This is a genomic window from Candidatus Palauibacter scopulicola, from assembly GCF_947581915.1.
GTDB lineage: Bacteria > Gemmatimonadota > Gemmatimonadetes > Palauibacterales > Palauibacteraceae > Palauibacter > Palauibacter scopulicola.
Map to the genome: position 1 here is coordinate 1 of NZ_CANPWG010000054.1, position 21,549 is coordinate 21,549.

Sequence of the window (21,549 nt, forward strand, 5' to 3'; positions counted from 1 at the left end):
ACTGGTGAAAACACGCCGGTAAAGCTCTGCCATGAAGCGATTTACGGACGAGAACTAGCTAGCTAACGAGACGCCAAGCCTCCGAGTTCCGTGACGGAGCGGCCTCCTTCTGGCCTTCGGGAACGACCGGCGTCGTTTTGTCGGCGGCCATACCTGTCGCATTTTCGCCGCCACCAACGACGGCCGTGCGACGCGCTGCTGTTGCTGTTGACACTGGCTTGATACTTCGCGTACCCTAGCCTCCCATGCACTCACGCACTCGCCTTAACGTCGCCACTGCCACGAGGTGCGCTCCGTTTCGGTTGCCAACATCGCACGTCTCCGAGTGAGCTTCACTTGATGGACCAGCCCGCAGGTACCCCGTTCCAGCGCTGGATTCGCAGGAGCGGTGCCCTCCGGTGGATTCGGAAAGGGGCGCGGGCGATTGGCGCGATCATCGTCGGTGGGATCACGTGTGTCTTGTCGACGACGCCCGACCGGGTGTGGAGTCCCCTCGAAAGCACCTTCCAACATTTGCACGACACGGCGTGGCTCTGGCTCCTAGCGGCCTTCGCCGCGACCGTTATCGCAGCGATCATCCCCAAGGAGTCTGACCCCGTTGCGCTGAACGCCACGAATGCGATTCTCACCAAGATCCAAGGTACGCTATTCGGCGAGGTCGAAGGTGCTGAGGCCCATCATCGGATCACCCTCTTCAAACAGGTGCGGGGGCTCTGGTTCACGAAGGACACGTTCGGAGAGCTGAAGCGTCCGGGTCGTCGGTGGCTCATACCAGTGGCCAGGTCGGGGTACGATACGAAGAACACGCACGTTCGATTCCGAAGCCCTGACGACGCCGACAAGGCAGAAGGGATAGCAGGGAGGGCGTGGGCACGAACCACCGCGGTGCAGGTAAGAGAGCTGCCGGACCTGGCAAGCTCGACGTGTTCGGAGGATGCTCGGCGCCGTTACGCAGAGGAGACGTTCGTGACGTATGATTGGGTGCGAGCGCAGAAGCCGCGAGCGAGATCGCTGATGGGGTTTAGGGTGGAGGATGCGCAGAGCGCGCGTTGGGGTGTACTGGTAGTCGACAGCCGGTCACCGACGTTTGACATGCAACTCGCACAAGCGGAATTCGGTGCCTATGCGCCAGTCCTAGCGCAGCTCGTGCAGAGCTTGTGAGGGGAGACACATGAACGAGCGACCGTGGATAAGAGTTGACCAAGGCAAGTACGACGAACCGCGCGAGATTGGAATGAGCGCGTCGGCTGACGTGGAATTAGACGTGTTCATTTCGCCCTTCGACATCCCGAAGGCTGTTCGAGGATACTACGAACGGAAACGGGAGCGATTCGTGATCGACTTCAAGTACATCACGGATGAGCCGCGCAAGTATGAGAATTTTGGTCCTGCCGAAGTGACAGCAGTGGTAGGGAAGAAGACAGGTCGAATCCTTGGTTTTGAAATCGACGTGAAAGCCATCGGAGCAGAGAGTGTTGCTCTTCGAGTACATGCTGCAAACCAAGTACATGAGGCAATCGAGGCCGCCCGGAAGGTAGCTTCGCGAAGGCCAATCACACCCAACGATCCTTGGGGGCAGGTGCGGGTCAATTCCTATGTTGCCGACCGCATTCTGCAGGATTTCCGAGATGAAGTGTTCGCGGGAGAAGTGTTCACAGGGACGTAGTTTACGCATTGCAGTGTCAGTTCGAGGGCGGGGTTTAGGGGCGGACGACATGCTCGATGCGCTCGTGGTAGCCCTCGTCGCCCGAGCGGCCGCTATCGGCCGCCGCGAACCGATTCCCATGGGAGATCACGAGTTGGCTCAACGGGAGGGCTGGGTCGCCCTACCGCAGAGAGAAAGCCTCAACGAAATCGCGTGAATCAGGTGGGGGCTCGGGGACCGATGAGGTCCGCCGCTTCCCCCTATTGGTCTGGTCCGCCAGCCTTCGCCTGCTCCCATTTGCGTTCGACTTCGTCAATTACTGGAATCGCCCTCGTGGCGAGATCCAACATGCCATCGACGTAGTACTCGGTGATGGGCCCACCGCCATCCTTCCATTCTCGGTACAGGTCCGGAAGGAGAGAATCCCAACTGATCATCTCGTCGCTCACCCGGCGGACATACGGCCACCAGCCTTCGCTTCGGCCGAGATCGAGGTGACTCCGAAGCCGGCGCTCCAGTTCTTCACGCCGCGCTTTGTCCGCAGTGGTCATGCCGGCCGTGCCCAACGGATGCAGCACGCCCCACCTCCAGAGGTTCGGCCCCGGTCCGGTCGATTGCAGGACAACGCCCGTGCATCCCTCGATCGGAGGATGCCCCTTGGCCGCCTTGTCCCACGGAGGCCACCCCACGAGGTACAGCCAGAGGAAGTTGGACCACTTTTTCTCTCCGCCGTACCTGTACTCTACGCTGAGATCCGGAGCGAAATCGGGCAACTGCTCTTGTACTCTTCGGTGGACCTCCGCGCGCAGGTGCTCCAGAAAACCTCCGCATATCTCTGTCTTGAGCTTCGGCCAGACATCCCAGACGGTCTGCGCGGTGGCCAGCTGATTCGGGTTGGCGAAGAGATAATCCTGTATTGCGCGGGTGTCGCTGTCCGTCGCCATCGAATGTCCTCCAAATTGTTGTCGGCAGAATGCTTCGGCATCCCGTAGAAACCACCGGAGCCGGTCGGCGTGGCACTGCGTGCGACAGGCGGCAAACCAATCGGCCAGGGAGAACCGAGTCCGGAAGTCGGCAAACACATCGTCCGCGAGAGCTTGCTCATCGCTGGGCGTATCGTCCGCCTCGGCGTACTCGACGTCCCGATCCGCGCTCCCAGGGTCTCCCCAATAGGGCATAACGACGAACCGTCCGCGCCAACGGGAGAGTTCCTTCTTCGGCAGGCTGTGAGCGGTCGGTCCTTCTCCCCGCGGCGACAGATAGATGAGCAGAAACCGCTCCTCGTACTCCCCCTTGAGGTACTTCAGGTAGTCCCGCACCTGGTGACGCTGATCGTCCGCGAAGGGCTTGTTCTCGATGGCGAGGCACCACGGCCCGGCGCCGGTCTTGACGTCCACGGTGATGTCGATGCGACGCCTCTCGGGGATCACGCGCTCCAACTGCACCCGTACCGGTTTCGAGAAGTCTGGCCTCGGCTTGGGTGTGCCGCTCTCCGCGAACAACTCTTCCAGGAGAATCCCGAGCAGGGACGTGCCCTGGCCGTGTCGGGCCGCGGGGTTGAGCAGGTCGCCGATGATTCTCGACAGCAGCACTTCGCTCGGGCGATCCTCGCCCATGTAGTCGAAGACGTTGAAGCGATGCGCGAGATGCCGATCAAGCTCTCGCTCCAGCTTCCGCGCCGCCTCCAATACGGGATTCAGCTCGACGAAGAGCTGCTGAAGCCGGCGGCGATCGGCGTGCCGTGCCTCAACCATCCGCGCCTCCACTCCGGCGAAGAACATCGGGATGCCCGCGGCGCGCTCTGTCACGCAACATCTTCCGGCGTCGGCTCGGCCATGCTGGCAAATCTCACGCGTCCATACCCCCCGTTGTGGAGCGTGTCGTAGCTGCGTCCCCCCCGGCCATCCATGAGGGACGGGTCAGCAGGGGAAGTGCTCGTTGTCGATCGCGTCCAGCATGCCGCCGGCGGCGAGTTGGCGTATCCGGCTGTCGTCGCCGTGGAGGAGGTGGTACGTCCAGGGCAGGACGGGGGCGCTCGCCTCGGTCAACGCCTGCATGTCCTCGGCAGGCAGGGTGAGTGACAGGTACCGCAGGCTGTCCTCGATCTGGGAGACCTTCCGGGCCCCGATCATCGGGATCACGCCGCGGTCGCGCACCCACGCCAGGGCCACCGCGGCCGAGCTGGTGCCGAGGCGGTCGGCGATCTCGTCCACCTTGCGGGCGGTGTCGTACGCCTTCTCGTCGAACTGGAAGGTCAGTTGCTTGAAGAACTCGCTGTCGAAGCGCCGGCTCTCGGTGCTGTCGCCGCGCGTGTACTTGCCGGTCAGGAAGCCGCCGGCCAGCGGGGAGTACGCGTTCACGCCGATGCCGAGCGCGCGGGAACAGGGGATGATCTCGAGTTCCAGATCCCTCGAGACCAGGTTGTACTGGTACTGCAGGGCCGAGATCGGCTCCCAGCCTCTCTGGTCGGCCACGGTCTGGCCGCGCGCCACCACCCAGGCCGGCGTGTTGCACAGGCCGAAGTGCAGGACCTTCCCCTGCCGCACGAGGTCGTTCACGTTGCGCATCACGTCCGCGATGTCGGTGCTGTAGTCCCAGAAGTGGATCCAGAGGAGGTCGATGTAGTCCACGCCGAGGCGCTTCAGACTCCCCTCGACCGACTGCACCATGCTCTTCTTGTGGTTGCCTCCGGCGTTGGGATGGTCGCGGATGCTCGGGTCGAAACCGCTGTGCAGGGTGTTGGTGTACTTCGTCGTCACGACGTAGCGATGGCGCTCGGAAGCGACGAATTCCCCCAGAATCCGCTCGCTGAGCCCCCCGCTGTAGACTTCGTTGGCCGTGTCGAAGTAGTTGCCGCCCCTGTCCGCGAACGCTTCCAGGATCCGGCGACTCTCCTCGGGGCCGGCGGAGCTGGGCGACTCCGTCGACATCATCATGGTGCCCAGGCAGACCTCCGACACGCGGAGTCCGCTCCTTCCCAGCAGCTTGTAACGCATCCGTCTCCTCTTCTCGACTTGGATCGCTCGGCAGATCGGGCCAATGCGCGGCGGCTGCGAGAGTACCACGCGCGGCGCCGGTTTCACCAGCCCATGCTGGTCACGGGAAGGGGAAGGTCGAGGCATGTCGCTCGCCCCCGAAATTGGGGGTTGCCTACATCGCGAGCGAGACGAGTATGTCGCGTTCCTACGAGCCGTCGCGGCTATCGGCGGGGGCGCGGATAACGCGGACAACAGGGGCGGATAACAAGGGAAGCAGAGCATGAGGAAATACGGTGGACAAATCTGCGTGGGGCTGCTGGGCGCGGCGGTCGCTTTCGCGGTCTTCGGGCCGGGCGATGCCTTCGTCGCGGTCGACGTGGCGGACGGAGTAGATCCATTCCGCAAGGCGCTCAGCCAGCTGGGAGTCCTGTACATCGTTGCGGTGCTCGTCGAACGCTCGCTCGAGGTTCTCCTCAAGGCATGGCGGCAGGGCGGGAAGATTCGCCTCGAGGGGGAGGCGCAGTCAGCCGGAGAGGACGGCAGGGCCGCGGCCGAGGCGAAGCTCCGGCAATACAGGGTGGGGACCCAGCGGCGGGCACTTCTCTTCGGTTTGACGCTCGGCATCATGGTGTCGCTCTTCGGCGTGCGGCTCCTTGGCTCGATCTTCGAGTTCGGCGCCGGAACCCCGCCCCTCCAGCGAGACCTGTTCCAGTTCACGGACGTCATCGTGACGGCCGGACTGATCGCCGGCGGATCCGCCACCATCCACAAGGCGATGGCGCTCATCGAAGATCTGCTGAACCCGAACCGAACACGCGCGAAGGACTCGTGATCCCCGGGCGCAATCGGCCCTTGCGCACCCAGTCCCGCCCCTCCAAGGGGAAAGGAAGGATGGCAACGAACATGACCGACCCTACGTTTGATGGGCTCAGCTTTGAGGTCGACGTTCGAGACCAGGACCCCGACGCTTCGGGCCACCGCCGGGCCCGCTTCCGGATCGGCTGGGACAACGCCGTGCGTGGCAAATGCTACGATCGCAAGGCGCTAAGAAAACTGACTTGGGACAACCTCGGTTGGCGCCTCGGCAGGCTGCTCGGCTGCAGTTCCCAAGAAACTGTCGAGCAGATGTACCAACTGTGCGTGAAGGTGCAACCGGGACCCGCAGCTTCTTGCCATCCGCATGGAGTTTTCGAACCCATGCGAGCCTCGAGTATGGCCCTGACGCCGGCCCCATCGATCCGGACGCAGCGCGGATGTTCAAGTCGGGCGTATGAAATCTCCTCCCGGTCCGGCCGGCCGAGCAGCCGCGGCCAAAGCTCCTCCACTCGCCGGGTTGGAACCAGGAACATGAGCACCGAGACGCCAGCCATACCGAGCGACGGTGGACCCTCACTGCCGCCAAGCCCCCGCGCCAGGTATGCCACGGCTGAACAGCATTTCCAGTCCGGGAACAACGGCGCCTCCCACCGCGTCCGCCGCACTCCGGGTCGCGGGAGCCGGATCCCGCAGGAATCCGCGTATCTGCCCGCTGCGGGGATCGCGCAGGATCGTCATCGGGCGGTTCGTCTCCTGATCCAGCGTGGCTGATCCTTCGGGTCCGGAAAGCGTGATGCTCGCCAAGTCGCCTTCCCATCCCGCCTGTGCCGGCAGAACGAATGCGAAGGACGAACTCCCGTCGCCATCGGCTGTCTCGGGCATGGTGAAGCTGAGGGAGAAGAGCTGACCGCCGTCGGCCGTGCGTCCGGTGATCCGGTGCGCGCCCGCAGAGTCGGGAAGGAGTGCCGGCGCATCTACAACGAAAGCGGGGTTGAGGAACGGTGCGCCTTCCGCGTCCGTGCCTCCCCATAGGAGGAGGGATGCGTCTTCTTGAACGGCTAGGCTCGCCACCCGGGAAGGTCGCTCGTCGAAGAGACGAAACCGGAGCGCGTTTGCGAAGTGGTAATCACTGACCCACGCTGGGCCGCAGTACGACATCAGATCCTTGTGCCCCGGTCCAATCAGTCGGCCGCCGTCACGGAAGTCGTAGCCCCAGGAACCGATCGACCCGTCCGTGTAGGGATACGACAGGTCCAGCTGACGGCTACTCCCGCACGGCGCATGTCCGAGGTTCAGGCTGTGGCCGAGTTCGTGGGCTATGGTCCCCGGATGTGGTACCGCGAAAACTGCCTGGCCTGGCTGCTGGGCCAACCCTCCCGCGCCTCTGACAGGTCGCGACATCATGCCCAGGTAACGACCGGCACCGCCTTCCAGGGCGATTATCGCTCGTGTTGCGCTCATAAGGTCGTATGTATTGTTGCTTGAACTCAGCACGGGTTCGTGCGCCGCCACTTCGAGGTCGCCGATCGGCAACAGCGTACGTGTCCTCCGGAACAGTTCATGGCCCTCAGGATCGGCGGCCATCGCGGTGGTCAGCGCGACAATCGACGAATCGGGATCCTCGCTCCAGAGGAATGGGATCACAGTGAGGTTGAACACGGGCATTTTGCGCACGTCGACTGCCATCTGGCCCGTCTCCGGGATCCGGTTCACGACACCGAGACCGGGATCCAGCGTGCCGTCCGGGTCGATCTCGACCACGATCTCGAGGCCAGGCTGCACGACCTCGCCGGGGATATTGGCATTGGCGGAGCTCCATAGACTGTGTTCGACAAGCTCGGTGGGGATGGCCGTCGCCGTCGCCGGAATGTCCGCCACATGCCTCTCGGTCCCGTTCAGGTAGAACCGCGCCCGGACAGGGGGGATACTCGCTGTTGTCGGATGTGAGGCGGTGACGAAGACCCGGAGCAAGGCCTGCTCGCCCGCAACCAGCGGAACCGGGTGTTCCCGTGACTGCACCGCCTGGGTCAGGTATGCCATCGACCCGCCACCACGGGAACAGGTTGCGATCCGCCGGTGGTAAAGGGTCTCCAGCCAGGCCTGGAAACCGGGATCCGACGGCGCGCAGAGATCCGTGCCCCCCGCCAGAAGCCTCTTGAGCCGGAGGTCCGTCAATCCGTCCGGGAGCGGCCCTGACAAGCCGGCATTGTTCCCGACAGCCAGTTCTCGGAGGCTCGATACTCCGCCCAACTCGGGCGGCAGCGCCCCCGTGAGATTGTTACTGGCGAGGTCCAGGGCCTCCATCCTCGTGAGATTGCCGATATCGGACGGAATCGGGCCCGTAAGGTCATTGCCGGAGAGTGACATCAAACGAAGGTTCGTGAGCCTGCCGATATCGGATGGGATCGGACCCGTCAGTCCGTTGGTTGTGAGCGACAGCCGGGTCAGGCTGGCAAGTTCACCGAGTTCGCGCGGGATCCGACCCGAAAGGTCGTTGTCGCCGAGATCCAGCTGCCGCAGGCTAGTAAGCCTGCCAAATAGTTCGTGCGGCATCGGGCCCGTGAATTCGTTTTCGGACAGAACCAACCTGATCAGGCTGGCAAGTTCTCCGAGTTCGCGCGGGATCTGACCCGACAGGTTGTTCCTCCACAAGGTCAGGTGCTCTAGGGTGGCGAGGTCGCCTAGCTCGGGTGGAATCTGGCCCGCAAGGTTGTTGGCGAAGAGGTTCAGTTGAACGACCCGGCCCGAAGCATCCGTATTGATGCCGTACCACTCCCCGAGCGGTGCGTCGGTCAGCCAGTTGCGGGAGTTGATCCAATTCGGTCCGTCAGTGGATTCATAGAAGGCTACCAGGACCTCGCGGTCCGACGGGGGGCTGCACGCAAGGCTAGTGCCTTCGTGGGCCGTGATTCCTGACAGCCAGGTCTGGAACGATGCGTGGGGCGGAGCACACAGGCCGGTGTCCGCATAATCGAGCTCGACCAGTGAGAGGCTGGCCAGAGAGTGCGGCAGCCGGCCGGATAGCGCGTTGTCGTTGACGCGAAGCACGGTCAGCTCCTCCAGGCTTCCCAGATCGGGAGGCAGCCGGCCGTCGAGGCCGTTCCCGGAAAGGTCGAGCGTCGCAACCCGGCCGAGGGCGCCCGCCGTCACGCCGTACCATTCGTCGAGTACGGGAGTCTCCAGCCAGCCACCGGAGTATCTCCAATTCGGCCCCCCAGAGGATTGGTACAGGCGGGCGAGCACTTCCATGTCCGATTCGTGGCAGTAGGGTCCGCCGTACCACCCGATGTCCACCAACCAAGCGACGAAATCGGCCGTTCCGGGGGCGCAGAGGTTCGCGTTCGACGAGAAGGTGAACCTCCTCAACGAACCGAGCGCGAGAAAGCTGTCGGGGATCGGGTCCCTGAGGTCATTGCCCCAGATATCCAACTCCTCCAGGCCGGACAGGCTGCCCAGTTCGTGCGGCAACGAGCCCGTCAGATGGTTCCTCGCCAGACGCAGCCGCTCCAGGTCGACGAGGTTATGGAGTACAGGCGTGATCGGGCCATTGAGGTTGTTGTAGCCAAGATCCAGGGTTGTCAGGCTGGTAAGTTCACCGACTTCGGGAGGGATCGGGCCCGTCAGTCCGTTCAGCTCCAGATTCAGCGATTTCAGATTGACGAGGCTGCCGATCTCAGCTGGAATCGTGCCGGCAAGGCCATGAACCAACTCCTCCCCCGCCTCGCGGTCCAACTTGCCGGCGAGGTCCAGCCCGACCACCCGCCCGGAACCATCGGTCTCCACCCCGTACCACTCTCCCAGCGGCGCTTCGGTCAGCCAGTTATCGGAGCTGACCCAGTTCGGGCCGTCGGTGGCTTCGTAGAGGGCGACCAACGCGGCCCGGTCCGGATTCTCGACGGTGGTGATCTCCGCTTCGCCCGAAGCGCCGCCCGCCTCCGCGGTGATCGTCGCCGTCCCTTCGTCCACTCCGGTCACCAGCCCCGAATCGTCCACCTGGGCCACCAGCGTGTCGCTGGACGACCAGGAGAACTCCGAGCCTGCGACCGCATGGCTGTTCGCGTCGGATGCTTCCGCCACCAGGCGCAACGTGCCCCCGAACGCCACCAGAGTAGCCGCCGCCGGGGACACGGCAATCGCGCTCACTTCCTGTTCCACCGTTACCGCAGCCGTCCCCGACGCTGAGCCCGCAGTTGCGGTAATCGTCACACGCCCGTTCGCCGCCGCCGTCACCAGCCCCGAGGCGGCCACCGACGCGACCGAGGCGTCGCTGCTCGCCCACGCGACGGCCGCCCCCGCCATCACCTGCCCGGTCTGGTCTTGCACCTCGGCAGCGAGCTGGGCCGTCTCGCCAAGGGCGGTAAACGTGGCTGAACTTGGGTTGATCGTTACGGTCGTGGCGGCGGGACCCGGAGGACGAGCGGGCGGCGCCGTCGGCCCGACGCCGTCATCGCCGCAGGACAGGACCAGCGCGGCGATCCCAACGATCGCCGGGATCGCGAAGCCCGCGCCAGGCAGTCCCCGATCCCCCAACGCCCCACCCCGGCGACTGTGCCTGCGCCGCATTCTTCGTCCCACCATCCTTCCGGGCGTCCACATACGGTATTCGCCTGACTCCCGGCCTCACCGACGTCGATCTTTTTCCCTGCCTCGTGACCGTCTGAACCAGACTGCGGGTCGGCCGTGGACATATCGCCTGAAAGATACCACTTGGAATACGATCCGTGGCCGACAAATCGACCTGGTTTGACGATATTTTGGCGACCGTTTCACCCGGCTGGCGCAACGACCCCACGGACCAGCCCATGCTGGTCACGGGAAGGGGATAGGTTTCCTGGGGGCGCTTGCCGCCTCAGCGGCACTGGAGTGCCTTGGTCGAACAGGATCTTCACTGACCACCGGCGCCCGCCAGCGCTTTCACTTCGTGGTCGAGGACGGACTCGACATGCCAGCGCTCCACGCCCTGGAACCAGTCAAGAAACTGCTCAATCGAAGCCCCCGCCCGCAGGTTCTCGAACAGGGCACTGACCGGGACTCGGGTCCCCGCGAAGACCCAGGCGCCGCTGACCTTCCGCGGATCACGCTCAACCGCGTCACATTCTTTCCAGCTCGACATGTGGGCACCTCGTTTCTTGACTCCCGCACCGCTCGGAGGTGGTTGACACCGGGAATCCTCGGCACGGCCTATACGGCGACCTCGATCTCGCGGATCACCATGCCAGCGGCGTTCTCGACCGCCACGTCCAGGTACTCGCGGACTGCCTCCGCGATGTTCGCCAAGGCTTCCTCCTCGGTCGTCCCCTGGGACGCACAACCCGGTAGGCCTGGAACCCAGACGGAGAATCCCTCTTCGGACTCTTGAAGCGCTACCCGGTATTTCATCTTCCACCTCCAGGGCCGTCAGCGAACGACTCAATCTAGCCTCGGTCACGCTTTTTGCCATCGTCAGCGGACCTCCATCACCGCGCCAGCCTCGGGGTCTCCCAGTCGCTGGCGCACATGCCGCAGCGTCTCGGCGTAAAACCGCCCAAGCTCGTCTTCCCGTGCCCGAACGTCGCTCAACATGACGCCGAGGTAGATGACCGCGCCGGGCTGGTCCGTGGCCGCGAAGAACTGAGGTTGGATGATCCCGGCCGAAACGATCCGGTCGTACTCGTGGAGCGATTCCTGAATGGCGTACGTGAGGGAGAGCGTGGAGAGAATCGGCAAGTCGAAGTGCCGCACGGCTTCGGTCACGCTGGCCAACTCCCACGCGGTACTCCTCAGCGGCGTGAGGCCGAGCCCTTCCGGCAGTGCTCCGCTGATCGAGATTCTCTGGCGCTCGCCCCCTTCGGCAGCCCGCTGATTCTCGACAAGCCCCGGCAGGATCCGGTCGTGATAGGCCATGCGACGCTCGAGCGCTACGGTGTTCTCGGCGATTTCCGCGGCCAGCGCGTAAAGCGTCTCGTCGACGAGTCGGCGGTGGTCGATGTTCGTCATCCATTGATCGAAGCCGAGGGCAACGAGAACGCCGACCACGATCACCACGAACTCAAGCGCAAGACGGCCGAAGGGGATGCGATGGGTCAGACGACCTCCACCCCCTGCGTGGCCTGGGGAGACGGGCAGCTCGCTTTCGTCACCGGTCCCACGCGGCGTCTGCGCTTCCTTGGAACTCTCTTCCGGCATGACCTGCAAGCCTCTCGCCGTCTTGTGGTCCGTCCGCCCCCTCAGGAATCGTCCGGGGGAGCGCCCAGCCATTCGATCACGGATCTGAAGGGTCAAGGTATCGTATGCTCACGGGCCGGAAGACGCCCGGATTTGCTTCGTAGGGGTATCGCCGGGTAAACTTGAGGATACGGGAGGGTGAACGGCGGGGACGGGATTCGAACCCGCGAGACGCTCTTGCTGCTTCTAAATCGAAGGCAGCGCCTACCGGATCCTCAATCCGGTGCAATCAACCACTCTGCCACCCCGCCCGATAGCGAAAATCGCCTTGCAACCGCGACGTGGGATCGGGTTGCAAGGCGATTCGCTTTTTCCCGCCAGCTTCGTCTCTCACCATACCCTGCGGACGTGTCGGGTTCAACCTGCCAGCCGGCGGCCTTCCAGCACGTCCGGGGCTGTCGCACTCCCCCAAAATCGGGGGTTGCCAACGTCACGGACGAGAACGTTGCCTGCTGTTCCGGGCTCGTCGGCCAGCATGACATCGGAGGTTTGACGACGGATCGGCCGCTATCCCCCACCCAATTGGGTGTCGACAAGCATCGCGGCCAGCAGTGCGAGGCCTGCCCCCACCGCGAACCCGAGCAGGAGCCAGGCCAGGTTGACCATCTGCTTGCCGGTCGTATCGCCGATAGCCGTTAGTCGTGACATCAAGGCGGTCTGCGACTGAGGATCTTCACCCTCGTCCGCGGACTCCGCCTCTGTGCTCATCTCGCCCGTCAGGGCCCGGCGAACGCTCCTGCTGACGCGTCCGCCCATCAGGAGGGCGAGCATGAAAAGCAGCAACGCGAACCCGCCTACCGCGTCCGACACGACGATCACGGTCATTCCCGCGATCCCGAAGAGAACGCCCAGCACGAACACGAGTCGGAAACGCCCCGGGAGTCCGTCCGACGCCTCGCGTTGAGCGTCCAGGTAGCTCCTCACTTCGAGCTGGGCGATCTGGCTGGCGAGGACGCCCATCAGGAGGCCGAAGAGGATGATCCAGAGCGCCGCGGCTCCGGCGGTCGCCATGGCCATCGTGAAGAATGTGGTAAGCCCGAGGCCGGCAACCGGCAGGACCAGCGACGGGATGCGCTTCGAACGTTCGGTCATGGTTCCCCCCGGAGTACTCGCAGGATCGAACGCGATCCCCCGCCACGTCAACCTCATCGGCGGGCCGCCGCCACCGGCCGCTGTGAACCGATCCCCCCGGGCGACGACGCGCTAGCTGGAGAGGGTGGAACGAGTGGCCGCTGGACCGCTTCTTCCCCATACTCCGCCACGGCTTCACCGGTGGCGACAACGAGGGTGGCTACAGACGAGGGACGAGAGAATGACAACGGAACGCGAAGGATCGAAACGGACCCCCGGATCGCCGCGTGGAGGGGCGCTGTCGGCCACCGCGGCGCTTGCCGCAACGCTCCTCGGCTGCGGTTCTCCCTCGGGGGACGACGTGGCCCCGCTCCGTTTCGCCGTCGCCAGCTACCAGCACGAGACCTGCACCTTCTGCCCCGGCGGCGACACCGAAGTCGATGACTGGCTTCGCTACAGCGAGCCGGTTTCCGGGGACGCGCTGCTCGGCGCCGGCGACTACATCGGCGGCTTCGTCCAACGGGCCGGCGAGCTCGGGGACATCGAACTCGTGCCGCTCACCTCGCCGCTCGGCGTCTTCGGGGGCTCGTCGCGCAGCTGGAACACGCGGGAGACCTTCGAGCATTTCCTGGACGCCATGCTGGCCGAACTGGAGGCGCAACTGCCGGTCGACGGGGTCTTTCTCGCGCTGCACGGGGCGATGGCCGTGCGGGACGTCCCCCGCCCCGAAGCCGAGATCGCCCGCCGGTTCAGGGAGATCGTCGGCCCGGATGTGCCGATCGCCGCGACCTTCGACCTCCACGGCAACGAGGACGGCGAGTTCCTCGAGCACGCCGACTTCTCCTTCGTGACCAAGCGCTTCCCCCACTACGACTCGTACATCCAGGGCGAACGCGCGGCCCGCGCCCTGCGGCTCGCCGCGCGGGGGGAATACGAGCCCACGACCGCCACCCGCAAACCCGGCGTCATCACCGCCACCGTGCTGCAGTGGACCGGACAGTCTCCCGCGATGGACATCATGGAGCGCGCGCGGCGCTGGGAGGCCCGCGAGCACGACGCCTACGTGAGCGTCTTCTTCGGCTATCCCTGGTCGGACGTGCCCGACGTGGGCGCCACCATCCAGGTCATGACCAACGGGGACCAGGCGCTCGCGGACCGGATCGCCGACGACATGGACGACTTCATGTGGCGCGTCCGCGAGGACTTCGCGCTCGGCAGCTTCCCCGGCCCCACCGAGGCCGCCCGGACCGTCGCGGGCGCCATCTCGCGCGGCGAGACCCCCGTCGCGGTCGGCGACTACAGCGACCGCCCCGGCGACGCCACGCACATCCTGAGCGCCTTCGAGGCGGCCGGCATCGGCAGGGTCCTCTACGGCACGATCACCTCCCCCGCCACCCTCGACGCCCTCGCGGCGGCCAACGCCCGGCCCGGCGACCCGTTCGACCAGGAGATCGGCGGGTTCACCCCCTCCGGCGGCTCCCCCCATCGCGTCACCGGCACGCTGGAGTACTTCGGGGAAGGCTTCGGCTACGACCGCATCGCCGCCGTCTCCTTCGGCGACGGCAATGTCGTCTTCCTCACCCCCGCCTACGAACAGGTCCTCTACCCGGACGCATTCCGCTTCGGGACCATCGACCCGGCCGACTACGAGGTCTTCGTCGTCAAGTCACGGATCCACTTCCGCCGCGGCTTCGACGAAACCGGCTACGCGCCCACCGTTCTGGTCGTGGAGGCGCCCGGGCCCTTCGTGGGCACCGTCTTCCTCGACGCGCTGCCCTACGAGCACGTGGACCTCAGCGGCCTCTACCCGTTCGGAGTGCCCGAGAACCGGCGGTGAGGAACCTCCTCACGACCCGAACCAACCCGGCTCGTTCCCCGGCTTCCACTTGATGTTGCACCCGATGCTCGCGGTCTGCGCGGCCAGCGGCGCTCGCCCCTCCAGCAGGGCGTCCGCCGCCGCGCGCAGATCCTCGCCGGTCACCCGGACCCCGCTGTTCGGGCGGGAGCCATCGAACTGGCCCCTGTACACCAGCCTGCCGTCGCCATCGTACAGGAAAAAGTCGGGCGTGCAGGCCGCGCCGTACGCCTTCGCCACGTCCTGCGACTCGTCGAAGAGGTACGGGAAGGTGTACCCCACCTGCTCGACCTCCTCCGCCATGCGGTCCGGCGAGTCCGCCGGATGGGTGGCCACGTCGTTGGCATTGATCCCGACCACGCCCAGCCCGCGAGCCTGGTAGTCGCGCGCGAACTCGGCCAGCCCGTGGCGCAGGTGTATCACGTACGGGCAGTGGTTGCAGATGAAGGCGACGAGCAGCCCGCCCTCCCCGACCACATCGGACAGCGCCCATTCCCGGCCGGACGGATCGGGCAGGCGAAAGTCCGGCGCCGGCGTTCCCAGCTCCACCATGGTCGAAGGCGTGAGCACCATTAGGTCATCCCCATCCGCAAAGGTTTAACGTCTCCAGCTCGACGATCTCCAAAACGCCGCGTCCCGCTCGGCATGCGCGAAAGCTATGCGAAGGGCGGGGGGCCGGCAGCCCGGCCGGGCGCCTCACCGAACGCGCATCTGGAAGCAGTGCCGTCCCGCGCCGTGCGCCCACACGTCCCGAAACGCGACGTGCGCGGCCACCGGATCGTCGAGGCGGCCCGCAATGGGCGAGCCCGGGCCGTGGCAGCCCTGACAGCTCCTCTGAACGATTGAAGCGCTTCCCGTTGCCCCCCCGGCATCCGTCGCGAAGGTGGCGCACACCTCGTAGCGGCCGTCGTCGAGCGCCCGGTACTCGTACATCTCCGAGCTGGTGGGGTCGCGGGTGCTGATGTTCAGGCCGGGCTCGGCCGCCAGGTCGTCCAGCGAGGCCGGAAGCCGCCCGTGTCGCGTCCAGTAGAGATCGGCGGCCGCCGTGATTGCGTGCAGGTCGGCGAGTCGCCGGTCGTCGACCCGGCGCTCGCGCTCCTCGGCGGGAGATCCCAGGAAACCGATCCCGAGCGCCACCGCCGCGGCAACGGCGGCTCCCGAGACGCCCAGCACGAGGGCTCGCGTCGAGCGCTTCATTCCGCCGCCTCCTCCCTGCGCACGTCGCGGAGGAAGTACCCGAACAGCGAGCCGGTGATCGTCCCGACGGTGAGGACCTTCAGGGCGAACCGGACCGTGAGTTCGCCGCCAAGAAGGTTGTAGACGATGCTCGTGACCACGCCGATGAGCGTGGCCGCGCCCACGAAGAGGGACAGGTACGTCAGCGATTGCCGAACGCGCGAGAGCCGCCGGCCCGGGTCCTTCCGGACCGCGCGATCGTTCGTCCAGAAGACGAAGGCGAAGACGGGAAACGTCGCGACGAGGAAGGAGATCGACCACCGGATCTCTTCCCGCGCCATCTCGAGTGCGGCCGCGGGGGCCAGGGAAGGATCGGGAAACGCCTGGTGGATGAACGCGAACAGGAGGCTCCCGAAGCTGATCGCGCTCCCGTACAGCGTGCCGAAGAGGACGAGGTAGACGAAGGCCTCGCGAGCGGACAGGTACGGGGCGGGACGCGGGACGGGAATCGGAAACGCGACGTCGGCGAAACCGTCCAGGGCGCGTCGGACCTGGTCCCGCGGCCAGCCCGCCTCGAGAAGCACCCCCTTGAGTTGCTCGCGGGGCAGGCTTCGCTCCAGGCCCGCCTTCAGGAATCCGGTAATCTCCTCGTTGCCGGCCATCTTCCCTTCCCTCCTTCGAGTGGTCGATCCGAGCTTGTTGACGCCGTCAACTTAGCGGGCCACGTTGACGCTGTCAACATTGCTGATCAACCCGAGACGGATACCTTGGCCGCATGACCCGGGAAAGCACCGCGTATCACCACGGAGACCTGCGGGCGGCACTGCTCGCCGAAGCCGCCGCGATGATCGACGAGGGGGGGACCTCGAGCGTGACGATGCGCGAGATCGGGCGGCGCCTGGGCGTATCGCGGTCCGCCGCCTATCGCCACTTCGAGGACAAGTCCGCGCTCCTGGTCGCGGTCGCCGCCGCCGGTTTCGACCGTCTCCGAGACCGCCTGGAGGCGGTGGGCGCCGGAGCCCCGGACGCCGGGATCGAGCAGCTCCCGCAGGTCGGCCGGGTGTACGTGCGGTTCGCGCTCGAGAACCCGGGCCACTACCGCCTGATGTACGGCAAGGAAGCGATCACCCGCGAGGACCACCCCGAACTCCGCGAGACCGCGAACGCCCTGTTCGACGAACTCGTCCGCATCGTCCAGTCATACCAGCAGAGCGGCACGATCAGGCGAGAGGACCCGCACCTCCAGGCCTACGTCGCATGGGGCGCCGTGCACGGCCTGGCTTCACTCCTGATCGAGGGCCAGATCCTCACCGCCGTGGACGTCGACGCCCTGATCCGCCAAACCACCTCCACCCTCCTCGACGGAATGCGCGCCAACCGCTAGAGGCCGTACGCGAGGCATGTCGCACGCCCCCGAAATTGGGGGCTGCCAACGTCGCGAGCGAGACGAGTATGTCGCGTTCCTACGGGCCGTCGCGGCTGTCAGCGGGGGCGCGGATAACGCGGATAACAGGGGCGGATAACAAGGGAAGCAGAGCATGAGAAAATACGGTGGACGAATCTGCGTGGGGCTGCTGGGCGCGGCGGTGGCTTACGCGGTCTTCGGGCCAGGCGATGCCTTCGTCGCGGTCGACGTAGCGGAAGGCGTAAGTCCGCTCCCCGCTGCATTCAGCCGACTGGGAGTCCTGTACGTCGTTGCGGTGTTCATCGAACGCGCGCTCGAGGTTCTCCTCAAGACATGGCGGCAGGGCGGGAAGCTTCGCCTCGAGGAAGAGGCGCGGTCAGCCGGAGAGGACGGCAGGGCCGCCGCCGAGGCGAAGCTCCGGCGATACAGTGTGGGGACCCAGCGGCGAGCACTTCTCTTCGGTTTGGTACTCGGAGTCATGGTGTCGCTCTCGGGCGTGCGGCTCCTTGGCTCGCTCTTCGAGTTTGGCGCCGGCACCCCGCCCTTCCAGCGAGATCTGTTCCAGTTCACCGACGTCATCGTGACGGCCGGACTGATCGCCGGCGGATCCGCCACCATCCACAAAGCGATGGCACTCATCGAAGATCTGCTGAAAGCCAACCGAACACGCGCGAAGGACTCGTGACCCCAAGGCGCGATCAGAACAGGCCGTTCGCCTTCAGGTAGTCCAGGGTCGCCGCCGCGCTCGCCTCGGGCTGCTCCAATTGGAGGAGGTGCGTGCCTCCGGGCAGATAGGCGTAGTCCACGGTCGGGATGTGATGGAGTTCGGTGGTCGGGAAATAGGTGTGCGGGATGGCGGGGTCGGCCCCCATGACCATCGTCGGACAGGCGAGGGCCCCGAAGTCGATCAACGCCGCGTACTGTCCGCCGTACCTGTAGATCTGGGCCTCGTATTCGCGGGGACAACGGAGGATGTAGCCGTCTCCGTCCGGGGACCGGCGCAGCGTCGTCCGGGCCATGAGGCGGCGGACGCCGGGGACCACATGCTGGAAGGCGAGCATCTCACGAAGTACTTTCGCGAACTCCGCGCGAGTCGGATACCGCTCCGCGCGCGCAAGCGTCATCTTGGCCGCCCGCCTCGCCACCTCGACACACTCCTCCCTGGCCGGCCCGAACTCGCCCAGCGGCGGATCGAACAGCACGCGGGCCGTGAACTCCCCCCCTCGCGTCGGGGACAGCAGCGAGACCAGCCCGGAGAGTGAATGGAATACGCCGGCCTGCGGCTTCTTCCCGAATCCCTGCTCGATGGCATCCTGGATGCGCAGGTGGTCATCGATGAGTGTGGGCACGTGGTGGGTGCGCAGCGGCCCGGGAGCGTTCCAGCCGTGGTTCCTGAGATCGTAGACCACGAGATCGCAGGCGTCGGCGAACTGCGACCAGAACGGGTAGTAGAGGTCGATCGCGAGGCTGTTGCCGTGGCTGAGAACTATGCGCGGGCCGGAGGGATTCCCGTGGCGCCGGAGCGCGATCACGGCGCCGTCGCCCAGGCGCGCGTCGTGCACGGCCAGGGGCTCGGGCACCTGCCAGACCCGCGTGCGTTCCGGGCCACTCACGGCGGAGCCGGGCGCGGGCTGACGGTCGGGGCTCATCGCCACAGGGCTCCGATCGGCGCCGCGAAGAGTCCGTCGCCGAACGACGTGGTGTGATCTCCGTCGTAGAGGAGCACGCCCATCCGGAACCGCTTGCCCGCGATGCGCCGGAGGCGCTTCAAGCCGATGAAGTCCCGGGGGCGCAGCGATGCCGCCGCCTTGACCTCGACCCCGTAGCAGTCGCCCGCGGCGTCTTCGATCACCAGGTCGACCTCGACCTTGTCCTTGTCGCGATAGTGATGGAAGGTCAGGGGCTCCTCCGTCCACAGCGCCTGTTTCCGCAGCTCGCTGTAGACGAACGACTCAAGGAGCGTCCCGAACTCTGCCGGATTGCGGAGCAGCCTGCGGCGGTCGATCCCTCGAAGGGCGCACATCATTCCGGTGTCGACGGCGTGCATTTTGGGCGTCCTGACCAACCGCCTGGACTCGCCGGCGTGCCAGGGAGGAAGGCGCTCGACGAGGAAGAGCTGTTCCAGGAGGGCAAGGTACTTGCCGGCCGTGATCCGGCTGAGCCCCAGTTTGCCGCCAAGCTCCGCGAGGTTGACCAGTTGACCGGAGTGAACGGCCGTCAGGCGGAGCAGCCGGGACATGGCTTCGACATGCCCGATCCGCGACAGGTCGTTCAGGTCGCGTTGAATCAGGGTCTTCAGATATTGCTGATGCCAGGCGCGCCGTCTCTTCTCGCTCTCCCGCAGAAGCGGTTCGGGAAAGCAGCCGGTCACGATCCGCCGGGCCAGCCGATCTCTGATCCGCACCTCTTCGGCCGCCGGGGCGTCGCCGCGCAGCAGCCCGTCGAGAAAGGTGGGCTCGCGACCGTTGATTTCGCACTCGGAAAGCGTTGCGAGGCGCACGGCCTCCATCCTCCCCACGAGCGCGTCGGAGACCCTGGGAAACAGCAGGGCGTTCGCGGAACCGGTCAGAAGAAAGCGGCCCGGGGTTCGGTCTTCGTCGACCGCCTGCTTGATGGCGAGAAGGGTATCCGGAACCCGCTGCACCTCGTCGAGCGCGATTCTCTTCGGAGGGAGATTGCGGATGAACCCCACCGGATCCGCCCTCGCCACCTCGGCCTGGGCCATGTCGTCGAAGGTGATGTACTCCCAGCCGGGATCGATCAGGCGCCTGACCAGGGTGGTCTTGCCGACCTGGCGGGCGCCCATGATGAAGACCACGGGCGTGTCGGCCAGCGCCTCCCGTACGAGGCGAGCGATGTAGCGCGGAAACATGGCGATGGGCGCCTCTCGCAGGGTCCCGCGGCCGCTGTCTCGGTGCAGCGGCCGATTGGCCATCCTATCGGCGTCTGATCGACATGTAAAGCGCGTCTGATCGTCAACTGTCTTGCCGTCCAATCGTTATTTTCGCCCCTCGGCTCCGGCGGATGGCGGGGATTCGTCGCAATCGGGGGTCGGGATGCGTTGTACATGAGTCCCCGGCGCGCCGCGCGCGGCGGGGTCGACGGACGCGATTGCGTGTTCCGGCCGGTTCAGGCAAGCAAGGAGGAGTGTAGCGATGAGGACCCGTTCTGCCCTGCTGGGTCTCCTGACGTTGGTCGTGGAGGGGTGCGTGAGCATTCCGAGCGAGGCGCCGGAGCTGTCGCAGACGCTCGGTCAACGCATCAAGGCTCTGGAGAACGCCAACGTCACGCTCCTGGAGCGGTACTTCGACCTCAAGCGTCGTGAGATCGACCGCTTTCTCGCCGAGGAATGGGTGCCGCGGTTCGCCCGGAACATCTTCGCCAACCCGCAGGTGGCGGCGGAGTGGCGTCGCATCGTCGAGGACGGGAGCGACGCGGACCGGCTCCGGTTTCTGGTCGATGCGGGCCCCGCTCTTCAGACGCAGATCAACGAGAAGCGTCTCGAGCTCGTGGCGCCGCTCGACGCGCTGGAGCGTCAGATCGGCCGGAGCATCAAGCGGGCGTATGACGAGGCGGCGGCGATCAACAACACGCTCACCAGCTTCCTCTGGTCCGCGGCGGAGGTCGCCGAGAACCGCGACCGCTTTCTCGACGCGGCCGGCGTGACGGAGGACCGGGTGTCCGGCGTGATCGATGGGGTCGACACCGCCGTGTCGCGCCTGGTGTCGGGCGCCGGCGAGGCCACCGAGTACCTGGAACAGCTCGAAGAGATCAAGACGACGATTGCGGGCAGCTGACCAACGGGAGCTGACCAACCCGAGCTGACCAACGCGAGAGGAGAACGCCCCATGGGCCTGGACTGGAGCAAAATCGCCGCAGAGGCGGCGCAGGAGACCGACCGTCAGTTGGCCGGCGATATCTCGTCGCTCACCACGATGACCGACCGCGAGATCGAGGAGCTGTTCCCGACCCACGACGACAAGCAGCGGCTGGCGGAGCTGATGGAGATCGTGAACGGGGCAGGCTCGCGGAACCGGAAGATCAACCGGATCGTCGACAACATCGAGGACCTGGCCGGCACCGTCCTCACGATCGCCGGAAAGCTGAGCTAGAAGCCGGAGCGGGTGAGCGTGACATCCTGTGTCAGGGCTTGGTTGGGCCGCTGGGTCGCCGACCCCATGAGCGTCCCGGCGGTCTCGAACTCTCCGGTGGGACTCGTGCGAAGGAAGTAGGAGCCGACCAGCGTCCCGTCGTTGTCGGTCAGCCGGATCCTGAACCCCCAGGCCCCCAACGGTCCCGCGTAGGTGCCGGTGATGTTGTCCCGCGGCGGGAGCGGCTCGGGCGGAGCCGGCTCCAGCGGCTCGGACGACTCGCTGCACCCCGCCAGCAAGAGCACCAC

At 65.8% G+C, this 21,549-nt stretch carries 21 protein-coding genes and 1 tRNA gene; 8 read left to right on the forward strand and 14 right to left on the reverse strand.

What is annotated here, in order from left to right; genetic code table 11:
- Positions 1-339: 339 nt before the first annotated feature.
- Together RN743_RS09955 and RN743_RS09960 are read left to right on the forward strand one after the other, a co-directional pair.
- Positions 340-1,161, forward strand: coding sequence for a hypothetical protein (locus RN743_RS09955; protein WP_310779580.1), 822 nt, complete (start codon positions 340-342; stop codon positions 1,159-1,161).
- Between the two features lie 10 nt (positions 1,162-1,171).
- Entirely contained in the window at positions 1,172-1,666 is a 495-nt protein-coding gene (locus RN743_RS09960; protein WP_310779581.1) for a hypothetical protein, read from the forward strand.
- Positions 1,667-1,905: 239 nt separating this feature from the next.
- Here the strand turns inward: RN743_RS09960 and RN743_RS09965 are convergent, their stop codons facing one another.
- Both RN743_RS09965 and RN743_RS09970 read right to left on the reverse strand, forming a co-directional pair.
- The gene (locus tag RN743_RS09965; RefSeq protein WP_310779582.1) at positions 1,906-3,453 is read right to left on the reverse strand and encodes a PD-(D/E)XK nuclease family protein; all 1,548 of its coding nucleotides are present in this window, start codon (positions 3,451-3,453) and stop codon (positions 1,906-1,908) included.
- A gap of 111 nt (positions 3,454-3,564) precedes the next feature.
- Positions 3,565-4,641, reverse strand: coding sequence for an aldo/keto reductase (locus RN743_RS09970; RefSeq protein WP_310779583.1), 1,077 nt, complete (start codon positions 4,639-4,641; stop codon positions 3,565-3,567).
- Positions 4,642-4,903: 262 nt separating this feature from the next.
- Between RN743_RS09970 and RN743_RS09975 the strand changes: the two genes are divergently transcribed.
- On the forward strand, positions 4,904-5,455 hold the full coding sequence (locus tag RN743_RS09975; RefSeq protein ID WP_310779584.1) for a hypothetical protein: 552 nt from the start codon (positions 4,904-4,906) through the stop codon (positions 5,453-5,455).
- Between the two features lie 557 nt (positions 5,456-6,012).
- On the opposite strand, the gene RN743_RS09980 is transcribed toward RN743_RS09975, so the two are convergent.
- From RN743_RS09980 to RN743_RS10005, 6 genes are all read right to left on the reverse strand, one after another.
- Positions 6,013-9,969: an Ig-like domain-containing protein gene (locus tag RN743_RS09980; RefSeq protein ID WP_310779585.1), complete on the reverse strand. Its 3,957-nt coding sequence runs from the start codon at positions 9,967-9,969 to the stop codon at positions 6,013-6,015.
- Positions 9,970-10,324: 355 nt separating this feature from the next.
- Positions 10,325-10,552 (reverse strand): DUF433 domain-containing protein, encoded by a 228-nt coding sequence (locus RN743_RS09985; RefSeq protein ID WP_310779586.1) that lies wholly within the window; start codon positions 10,550-10,552, stop codon positions 10,325-10,327.
- 68 nt (positions 10,553-10,620) lie between these two features.
- Positions 10,621-10,818, reverse strand: coding sequence for a type II toxin-antitoxin system HicB family antitoxin (locus RN743_RS09990; protein ID WP_310779587.1), 198 nt, complete (start codon positions 10,816-10,818; stop codon positions 10,621-10,623).
- Between the two features lie 63 nt (positions 10,819-10,881).
- Complete coding sequence (locus tag RN743_RS09995) at positions 10,882-11,415, reverse strand: hypothetical protein (RefSeq protein ID WP_310779588.1); 534 nt, start codon at positions 11,413-11,415, stop codon at positions 10,882-10,884.
- 371 nt (positions 11,416-11,786) lie between these two features.
- A tRNA-Leu gene (locus RN743_RS10000) sits at positions 11,787-11,894 on the reverse strand.
- A gap of 256 nt (positions 11,895-12,150) precedes the next feature.
- Positions 12,151-12,735, reverse strand: a complete 585-nt coding sequence (locus RN743_RS10005) for a hypothetical protein (RefSeq protein WP_310779589.1) — start codon at positions 12,733-12,735, stop codon at positions 12,151-12,153.
- A 220-nt stretch (positions 12,736-12,955) separates the two neighbouring features.
- Between RN743_RS10005 and RN743_RS10010 the strand changes: the two genes are divergently transcribed.
- Positions 12,956-14,551: a M81 family metallopeptidase gene (locus RN743_RS10010; protein WP_310779590.1), complete on the forward strand. Its 1,596-nt coding sequence runs from the start codon at positions 12,956-12,958 to the stop codon at positions 14,549-14,551.
- 9 nt (positions 14,552-14,560) lie between these two features.
- On the opposite strand, the gene RN743_RS10015 is transcribed toward RN743_RS10010, so the two are convergent.
- The 3 genes from RN743_RS10015 to RN743_RS10025 all read right to left on the reverse strand — a co-directional run bounded on the left by RN743_RS10015 (position 14,561) and on the right by RN743_RS10025 (position 16,407).
- Positions 14,561-15,142 (reverse strand): thioredoxin family protein, encoded by a 582-nt coding sequence (locus RN743_RS10015; RefSeq protein WP_310779591.1) that lies wholly within the window; start codon positions 15,140-15,142, stop codon positions 14,561-14,563.
- A 123-nt stretch (positions 15,143-15,265) separates the two neighbouring features.
- On the reverse strand, positions 15,266-15,766 hold the full coding sequence (locus tag RN743_RS10020; RefSeq protein ID WP_310779592.1) for a hypothetical protein: 501 nt from the start codon (positions 15,764-15,766) through the stop codon (positions 15,266-15,268).
- Positions 15,763-16,407, reverse strand: coding sequence for a DUF5671 domain-containing protein (locus RN743_RS10025; protein ID WP_310779593.1), 645 nt, complete (start codon positions 16,405-16,407; stop codon positions 15,763-15,765). The genes RN743_RS10020 and RN743_RS10025 overlap by 4 nt, the downstream gene beginning before the upstream one ends.
- 113 nt (positions 16,408-16,520) lie before the next feature.
- On the opposite strand from RN743_RS10025, the gene RN743_RS10030 reads away from it, so the two are divergent.
- Entirely contained in the window at positions 16,521-17,129 is a 609-nt protein-coding gene (locus tag RN743_RS10030; RefSeq protein WP_310779594.1) for a TetR/AcrR family transcriptional regulator, read from the forward strand.
- Positions 17,130-17,283: 154 nt separating this feature from the next.
- Positions 17,284-17,835, forward strand: a complete 552-nt coding sequence (locus tag RN743_RS10035) for a hypothetical protein (RefSeq protein WP_310779595.1) — start codon at positions 17,284-17,286, stop codon at positions 17,833-17,835.
- 13 nt (positions 17,836-17,848) lie between these two features.
- On the opposite strand, the gene RN743_RS10040 is transcribed toward RN743_RS10035, so the two are convergent.
- Positions 17,849-18,799, reverse strand: coding sequence for an alpha/beta hydrolase (locus RN743_RS10040; RefSeq protein ID WP_310779596.1), 951 nt, complete (start codon positions 18,797-18,799; stop codon positions 17,849-17,851).
- Positions 18,796-20,022: an ATP-binding protein gene (locus RN743_RS10045; RefSeq protein ID WP_310779597.1), complete on the reverse strand. Its 1,227-nt coding sequence runs from the start codon at positions 20,020-20,022 to the stop codon at positions 18,796-18,798. Before RN743_RS10045 ends, RN743_RS10040 begins: the two co-directional genes overlap by 4 nt.
- A gap of 283 nt (positions 20,023-20,305) precedes the next feature.
- Here RN743_RS10045 and RN743_RS10050 point away from each other — a divergent pair, with 283 nt between their 5' ends.
- Positions 20,306-20,947, forward strand: a complete 642-nt coding sequence (locus RN743_RS10050; protein ID WP_310779598.1) for a hypothetical protein — start codon at positions 20,306-20,308, stop codon at positions 20,945-20,947.
- A 51-nt stretch (positions 20,948-20,998) separates the two neighbouring features.
- Complete coding sequence (locus RN743_RS10055; protein WP_310779599.1) at positions 20,999-21,262, forward strand: hypothetical protein; 264 nt, start codon at positions 20,999-21,001, stop codon at positions 21,260-21,262.
- On the opposite strand, the gene RN743_RS10060 is transcribed toward RN743_RS10055, so the two are convergent.
- On the reverse strand, positions 21,259-21,549 hold the full coding sequence (locus RN743_RS10060) for a hypothetical protein (RefSeq protein ID WP_310779600.1): 291 nt from the start codon (positions 21,547-21,549) through the stop codon (positions 21,259-21,261). The genes RN743_RS10055 and RN743_RS10060 overlap by 4 nt on opposite strands.

Excerpts from the sequence above, each read along its gene's own strand:
- RN743_RS09955 (WP_310779580.1), top strand. The coding sequence starts at position 340 with ATGGACCAGCCCGCAGGTACCCCGTTCCAGCGCTGGATTCGCAGGAGC.
- RN743_RS09960 (WP_310779581.1), top strand. The coding sequence starts at position 1,172 with ATGAACGAGCGACCGTGGATAAGAGTTGACCAAGGCAAGTACGACGAA.
- RN743_RS09970 (WP_310779583.1), bottom strand. The coding sequence starts at position 4,641 with ATGCGTTACAAGCTGCTGGGAAGGAGCGGACTCCGCGTGTCGGAGGTC.
- RN743_RS09975 (WP_310779584.1), top strand. The coding sequence starts at position 4,904 with ATGAGGAAATACGGTGGACAAATCTGCGTGGGGCTGCTGGGCGCGGCG.
- RN743_RS09985 (WP_310779586.1), bottom strand. The coding sequence starts at position 10,552 with ATGTCGAGCTGGAAAGAATGTGACGCGGTTGAGCGTGATCCGCGGAAG.
- RN743_RS09990 (WP_310779587.1), bottom strand. The coding sequence starts at position 10,818 with ATGAAATACCGGGTAGCGCTTCAAGAGTCCGAAGAGGGATTCTCCGTC.
- RN743_RS09995 (WP_310779588.1), bottom strand. The coding sequence starts at position 11,415 with ATGACGAACATCGACCACCGCCGACTCGTCGACGAGACGCTTTACGCG.
- RN743_RS10005 (WP_310779589.1), bottom strand. The coding sequence starts at position 12,735 with ATGACCGAACGTTCGAAGCGCATCCCGTCGCTGGTCCTGCCGGTTGCC.
- RN743_RS10010 (WP_310779590.1), top strand. The coding sequence starts at position 12,956 with ATGACAACGGAACGCGAAGGATCGAAACGGACCCCCGGATCGCCGCGT.
- RN743_RS10015 (WP_310779591.1), bottom strand. The coding sequence starts at position 15,142 with ATGGTGCTCACGCCTTCGACCATGGTGGAGCTGGGAACGCCGGCGCCG.
- RN743_RS10020 (WP_310779592.1), bottom strand. The coding sequence starts at position 15,766 with ATGAAGCGCTCGACGCGAGCCCTCGTGCTGGGCGTCTCGGGAGCCGCC.
- RN743_RS10025 (WP_310779593.1), bottom strand. The coding sequence starts at position 16,407 with ATGGCCGGCAACGAGGAGATTACCGGATTCCTGAAGGCGGGCCTGGAG.
- RN743_RS10030 (WP_310779594.1), top strand. The coding sequence starts at position 16,521 with ATGACCCGGGAAAGCACCGCGTATCACCACGGAGACCTGCGGGCGGCA.
- RN743_RS10035 (WP_310779595.1), top strand. The coding sequence starts at position 17,284 with ATGAGAAAATACGGTGGACGAATCTGCGTGGGGCTGCTGGGCGCGGCG.
- RN743_RS10040 (WP_310779596.1), bottom strand. The coding sequence starts at position 18,799 with ATGAGCCCCGACCGTCAGCCCGCGCCCGGCTCCGCCGTGAGTGGCCCG.
- RN743_RS10045 (WP_310779597.1), bottom strand. The coding sequence starts at position 20,022 with ATGTTTCCGCGCTACATCGCTCGCCTCGTACGGGAGGCGCTGGCCGAC.
- RN743_RS10050 (WP_310779598.1), top strand. The coding sequence starts at position 20,306 with ATGAGGACCCGTTCTGCCCTGCTGGGTCTCCTGACGTTGGTCGTGGAG.
- RN743_RS10055 (WP_310779599.1), top strand. The coding sequence starts at position 20,999 with ATGGGCCTGGACTGGAGCAAAATCGCCGCAGAGGCGGCGCAGGAGACC.